5 protein-coding genes are annotated in these 6120 nt (G+C 74.8%); 4 read left to right on the forward strand and 1 reads right to left on the reverse strand.

Annotation, left to right across the window (positions count from 1 at the left end):
- On the reverse strand, positions 1–901 hold a 901-nt coding region (locus tag PSR1_RS20965), incomplete at its 3' end, for a hypothetical protein (protein WP_059439322.1).
- Between the two features lie 38 nt (positions 902–939).
- On the opposite strand from PSR1_RS20965, the gene PSR1_RS20970 reads away from it, so the two are divergent.
- From PSR1_RS20970 to PSR1_RS20985, 4 genes are all read left to right on the forward strand, one after another.
- On the forward strand, positions 940–1164 hold the full coding sequence (locus PSR1_RS20970; RefSeq protein ID WP_059439320.1) for a hypothetical protein: 225 nt from the start codon (positions 940–942) through the stop codon (positions 1162–1164).
- A gap of 156 nt (positions 1165–1320) precedes the next feature.
- Complete coding sequence (lon, locus tag PSR1_RS20975; RefSeq protein WP_059439323.1) at positions 1321–3828, forward strand: endopeptidase La; 2508 nt, start codon at positions 1321–1323, stop codon at positions 3826–3828.
- 77 nt (positions 3829–3905) lie between these two features.
- Complete coding sequence (locus tag PSR1_RS20980) at positions 3906–4958, forward strand: NAD(P)-dependent oxidoreductase (protein ID WP_059439321.1); 1053 nt, start codon at positions 3906–3908, stop codon at positions 4956–4958.
- Between the two features lie 221 nt (positions 4959–5179).
- Positions 5180–6120: serine/threonine-protein kinase (locus tag PSR1_RS20985; RefSeq protein WP_152643405.1), on the forward strand; the 941-nt coding region annotated here is incomplete at its 3' end.

Genomic DNA, 6120 nt, shown 5'->3' on the forward strand with positions numbered 1-6120 from the left:
CCCGGCGCACCGCCACGGTGGCGGTGAGCTCGCCGCCCGCCGGCAGCGCCTCGCACATGGCGCGCAGCAGCTCGCGCAGCATCGCGCGGAGCCGCGCCTCGTCGGCCAGCACCGGCGCCGGCTCGAGCGTCGCCCGGACCCGCACGCCGGGCGGGAGCTGGGCCGCGAGCTCGCCGAGCGCGGCGGCGAGATCGACCGGCCGGGCGGCGCTCCCGCCCGAGCTCGCCCCGAGCGCGCCGAGGCGCCGCTCCAGATCGCCGAGGGCGCCCTCGAGCCGCGCCAGCTCCCCGGCGCCGAGCGCCAGGCGGGGCGCGAGGAGCCGCAGCATGGAGGCCGCGGTGGAGGCCCGCGCCAGCGGCTCGCGGAGCGCGGCCGCGATCGCGCCCAGGTCCGCGGAACACGGCCCCGCGCCGGGCCGCGCCGGCGGCAGGGGCGGCGGGGTGGGCCGCGGGAGCGCCGGCTCGGGTCGCAGCACGGCGAGATCGCGCGGGGGCCGCGAGGACACCCGCACCACCACCGCGCGGGCCGCCGCCGCGCCGCCCCGGGTGCGCAGCTGCACGCGCGCGGCGCTCGGGCCGCGCGCCGCGCCCCGCTGCAGCACCGCCAGGTCCTCCCCCAGGATCACCGACGCCTTGGCCCCGCGCAGCCGGTCCGGGGCGAGCCCGGCCAGCGCCGCCGCCTCCGCGTTCCCGGCCACGACGAAGCCCTCGGGGTCGAGCAGCAGCGCCGCGTCGCCGAGCGCCCCCGGCACCTGCGCGAGGAGCGCCCGCGCCTCGGCGGGCACCCCCGGCCGGCGGGCGCGCAGCAGCAGGGCGAGCAAGGTCACCACCAGGACGGCGAGCGTTCCCGCGCCGATCGCGAGCGCGGTCTGACCCGGCTGCACGGGTGCGAAATTGCCCACGCGCTTGCCCTTCGGGAAGTCGGTCTTATCCAGAGGGCATGACTGCCAAGCGCGCGTGGTCGCCCGCCGATGGGCCCGGGGTGGCACCCGAGCAGCTGCCCGCCCGGAGCCGGTACGTGTCGGGCTCCGGCGACGACGAGCGCCGCACCGGCCTGTGGGCGCCCAGCGAGGGCCCGGTTCGCCGGGATCCCGGGGGCCCCGGCGGCGAGCCGGACGGGAAGACCATCTCTCGCCCCGGACGGACGGCCCTGAACGAGCGCTGACGGGCGCGCGGCCCCTGCGGCTGGACGGGTCGCCGCGCGCGGCGGATCGCGCGCGCGGAAAACGGGCGCAAGCGCTCGGAAGACCACTTGCTTCTTGTTGATAACGGCGCAGGCGACGGGTATCCCTGATCGGTGCGCGAGCGGAAGGAGACGGCGATGTCCGAGAAGGAAAAGAAGGGCGCGGGGGCGGGGGCGCAGGTGGCCCCGGCCATGGGACCTCCGGTCCTCATCAACAAGGAGGACATCCCGGCGGTGCTGCCGATCCTCCCGCTGCGGAACTCGGTGTTCTTCCCCGGGGGCGTCCTGCCCCTGGCGGTGGGCCGCCAGAAGACCATCGCGCTCATCAAGGACGCGGTCCGCGACGAGCAGGTCATCGGCGTGGTCACCCAGCGCCGGGCCGAGGAGGAGGACCCGGGCGCGGCCGACCTCTACACGGTCGGGACCGTGGCGCGGGTGGTGAAGCTCCTGAAGATGGGGGAGGACAACTACTCGCTCGTCGTGCAGGGGCTCGCCCGGTTCAAGGTGCTCGAGCTGGTGCAGGAGAGCCCGTACCTCAAGGCGCGCATCGAGGCGGTCGAGGACCGCTCGGTGGTGGACGACGTCGAGGTCGAGGCGCTCGCCATCAACCTGAAGAAGCTGGCGCGCGAGGTCATCGAGCTCATGCCCGAGCTCCCGGCCGCCGCGACCGAGCTGGTCGAGTCGATCACGCACCCGGGCCACCTCGCCGACCTCATCGCGGCGAACGTGGACGTGCCCATCGAGGAGAAGCAGCAGGTCCTCGAGACGGTGGAGCTCAAGGCGCGGATGAAGCTCGTGCTCGAGCTGCTCAACCGCAAGCGCGAGATCCTGAAGCTCTCGAACAAGATCGACTCCGCCGTGAAGGGCGAGATGTCGAAGACGCAGCGCGAGTACTACCTGCGCCAGCAGCTCAAGGCCATCAAGGAGGAGCTCGGCGAGCTCGGCGAGGAGGAGGAGGAGCTCGACGAGCTGCAGGAGCGGCTGAAGAAGGCCGGGCTCCCGCCCGAGGTGGAGAAGGTCGCGCAGAAGGAGCTGAACCGGCTGAAGTCGATCCCGACGGCGAGCTCCGAGTACACGGTGGCGCGGACGTACCTCGACTGGATCGCCGACCTGCCCTGGACCAAGCGGACCGACGACAACCTCGACATCGAGAACGCGCGGCAGATCCTCGACACCGACCACTACGGCCTGGAGAAGATCAAGAAGCGCATCCTCGAGTACCTGGCCGTCCGCAAGCTGAAGAACGACATGCGCGGGCCCATCCTGTGCTTCGTGGGCCCGCCGGGCGTCGGGAAGACCTCGCTCGGCCAGTCCATCGCGCGCGCCACCGGCCGCAAGTTCGTGCGGCTGTCGCTGGGCGGCGTGCGCGACGAGGCCGAGATCCGCGGGCACCGGCGCACCTACGTGGGCGCCCTCCCCGGCCGCATCATCCAGTCGATGAAGAAGGCCGGGACGGTGAACCCGGTGATGATGCTCGACGAGATCGACAAGCTCGGGGCGGACTTCCGCGGCGATCCCTCGGCGGCCCTGCTCGAGGTGCTCGACCCCGAGCAGAACCACGCGTTCTCCGACCACTACCTCGACCTGTCCTACGACCTGTCGAAGGTGATGTTCATCGGCACCGCGAACCTGCTCGATCCCATCCCCGGCCCGCTCAAGGACCGCATGGAGATCCTGGAGCTGCCCGGCTACACCTTCGAGGAGAAGGTGCACATCGCGCAGAACCACCTCATCCCGAAGCAGCTCCGGGAGCACGGGCTCAGCGCCGACGCCATCGCCATCACCGAGAAGGCGCTCATCAAGATCATCATGGCGTACACGCGCGAGGCCGGCGTCCGCAACCTCGAGCGGCGCATCGCCGACGTCTGCCGCGCCATCGCGGTGGAGGTGGCGAGCGGCAAGATCGGCGCGGCCGCCAAGCGCGCCATCGAGGAGTCCGACGTCCTCGAGATCCTCGGGCCGGAGAAGTTCTACAACGAGACCGCCGAGCGGACGGAGATCGCCGGCGTCGCGACCGGCCTGGCCTGGACGGCGGCCGGCGGCGACATCCTCTTCATCGAGGCCACCAAGATGCCGGGCAAGGGGGCGCTGACCCTCACCGGCCAGCTCGGCGACGTGATGAAGGAGTCGGCGCAGGCGGCGCTCTCGTACCTGCGCTCGAAGTCCGACGGGCTGGGCATCCCGCCCAACTTCCTCGAGCGGACCGACCTGCACATCCACTTCCCCGCGGGCGCGATCCCGAAGGACGGCCCCAGCGCCGGCGTCACCATCCTCACCGCGCTCGTGTCGCTGCTCACCGGCATCCGGGTGCGCTCCGACGTCGCCATGACCGGCGAGGTCACGCTGCGCGGGCTGGTGCTCCCGGTGGGCGGCATCAAGGAGAAGGTGCTCGCCGCGCACCGGGCCGGCATCAAGCGGATCATCATCCCGGCCCGCAACGAGAAGGACCTGCTGGACGTGCCCGAGCAGGCGCGCAAGGAGGTCGAGTTCGTCTTCGCGGCGCACATGGACGAGGTGCTGGCGGCGGCGCTGGAGGAGAACCCGGTCGGCCGCAAGCCGCCGGCGGCGCCGGAGCCCGAGGGCGAGAAGAAGCCGGGCGCGACGCCCACGCCGCCCGCCAAGAAGCCGGACGAGATCCGGGTCTAGCCCGCGGACGGATCCTTCGACGGGGCCATGGGGCCCGGGGCGGCGCGGTCCCCCCGGGCCCCTGTTACACTCGCGGCATGGCGGGGGTGGCGCTCATCACGGGCTCCGGCGGCGCCGTGGCCGACGCGGTCGCGGCCGAGCTCGCGCGCGCCGGCTGGAGCCCGCGCCCGGTGGCGCTGTCCGCCGAGGGGTTCCGCGGCGCCGGCGACGTGCCGGCCCGCGCGGTCGTGCACCTCGGCGTGCGGACCCCACGCGATCTCCCGGAGCCGGCCCGCATCGCGGTGGAGGCCGGCGCGGCGCGCGCGGCCGCCGAGCTGGCGCGCCGGGCCGGCGCCGCGCGGCTGGTCCACGTCTCCACCGCCGGCGTGTACGGCCGCCCCCGCAACCTGCCCTGCCGCGAGGGCGAGCTGAAGGCGCCGCGCACCGCGCACGAGCGGGTCCGCTGGGCGGCCGAGCAGGCGAGCTGGGCCGCCTTCCGCAAGGGGGCGCCGCTCACGGTGCTCCGCCCCACGGTCCTCTACGGTCCGTCGCTGCGCGGCGGCCCGCTCCGCGTGCTCGCGCTGGTGGCGCTCTTCAACCAGCGGCGGCGGCGCGTGCCCATCATCCGGCGCGGCCCGGTCGCGCACCTGCTCCACCTCGACGACCTCGCCCGCGCGGTGGTCCACGTCCTCGAGCACCCCGACGCCGGCGCGGTGCGCGGCCGCGCCTTCAACGTGGCCGACGAGGCGCCGCTCCCGCTCGCCGAGCACCTCGCCGCCGCGCTGACCGCGCTCGGCTACGAGCCCGGCCGCATCCTCCCCGCCGCGCCGCGCCTCACCTCGGCGCTGCTCTGGCTGGTGCGCCACGTGCCGGATCGCGCGCTGCTCGCCCGCGTCAACGGGCGGCTCGCGCGCGGCTGGGGGCGGCTCTCGTCGCGCACCGGCGTGGGCCCGGCGCTGGTGCCGCGCATCGAGCGCGAGGCGCTCCACTGGATGAGCGCGGACCACTACTACGACACCTCGCGGCTGGCGGCCCTCGGCTGGCGCCCGCGCCACCCGATCTCGACGGCGGCCATGCCGGACACGGTGCGCGCCCTGGTGTCGGATCACCTGCTCCCCGGCTCGGGGGCGGGCGCCCTGCCCGCCTGGTAGGGGGCGCGTCCAACCCGCCCCTGACCGGGGTGGACGACTTGTGGCCGGCCCCGGGCGGCCGTGTCATAGTGGCGCCCCTCACCCCGCCACGGATGTCGTGATCCGGCGCCGGCGGCGGGCGCCCAGGAACCCTCTCAGATGCACGTGGTCGCAGGCAACGCGCTCCCGTTCCGTCCGGACCGGCGCACCCCCGCCGTCGGGGGGACGCCGCGGTGATCCGGATGCTGGGCCGGTACGAGCTCCTCGAGCAGGTGGGGAGCGGCGGCATGGCGGTGGTGTACCGCGGCCGCGACACCGCGCTCGACCGCGAGGTGGCGGTGAAGCTGCTCCACCCGCACCTCGCCTCCGCGCCCGACTCGCGCGCCCGCTTCTCGCGCGAGGCGCGCGCGGTGGCGCGCCTGTCCCACCCCTCCATCGTCGAGATCTACGACTATGCCGGCGACGCGGCGGTGGAGAGCTACCTCGTCACCGAGTTCGTGCGCGGCCGCACGCTGCGGGCCTGGGCGGCCGCGGTCGGCTTCGGCTACCCCGAGCTCGGCATGCTGGTGGGGCGGACGCTCGCCGACGCGCTCGCGCACGCGCACGCGGCCGGCGTCATCCACCGCGACCTCAAGCCGGAGAACGTGCTGGTCCACGAGGACGAGCCGCCCTCGGTGAAGCTCGCCGACTTCGGCATCGCCCGGATCCTCGCCTCCGACGAGCGCATGACCATGACGGGCGCGCTGGTGGGCTCGCCGCACCACATGGCGCCGGAGATCGTCGAGGGCCACGACGCCGACGCGCGCAGCGACGTGTTCTCGCTCGGCACCATCCTGTACTGGCTCGCCACCGGCAAGCTGCCGTTCGCCGCCTCGAACCCCACCGCCATCCTGCGCCGCGTGCTGGAGGGCGACTTCGAGGACCCGCGCCAGGCCGACCCGCGCGTGCCCGGCGCGCTCGCTGCGCTGATCCGGCGCTGCCTGCAGGTCGATCCGGCGAAGCGCCCGGCCAGCATGGTCGAGGTGCGCGACGCGCTGGACCGGATCCTGGCGGAGGTCGGGATCGACCGGCCCGGCGAGGCGCTCCTCGCGTTCCTGCGCGACCCGGCCGCGGTGAAGGCCGCGTTCCCGGCCCGCGCCGGCGCCGCGCTCGTCGCGCTGGGCGACGCGGCCGCCGAGGAGGG

Source organism: Anaeromyxobacter sp. PSR-1, assembly GCF_000964525.1.
In the GTDB taxonomy this organism is placed as follows: Bacteria; Myxococcota; Myxococcia; order Myxococcales; family Anaeromyxobacteraceae; genus Anaeromyxobacter.

Bases quoted from the DNA above. Each gene is read 5' to 3' on its own strand.
- PSR1_RS20970 (WP_059439320.1), top strand. From the start codon at position 940: ATGACTGCCAAGCGCGCGTGGTCGCCCGCCGATGGGCCCGGGGTGGCA.
- lon (WP_059439323.1), top strand. From the start codon at position 1,321: ATGTCCGAGAAGGAAAAGAAGGGCGCGGGGGCGGGGGCGCAGGTGGCC.
- PSR1_RS20980 (WP_059439321.1), top strand. From the start codon at position 3,906: ATGGCGGGGGTGGCGCTCATCACGGGCTCCGGCGGCGCCGTGGCCGAC.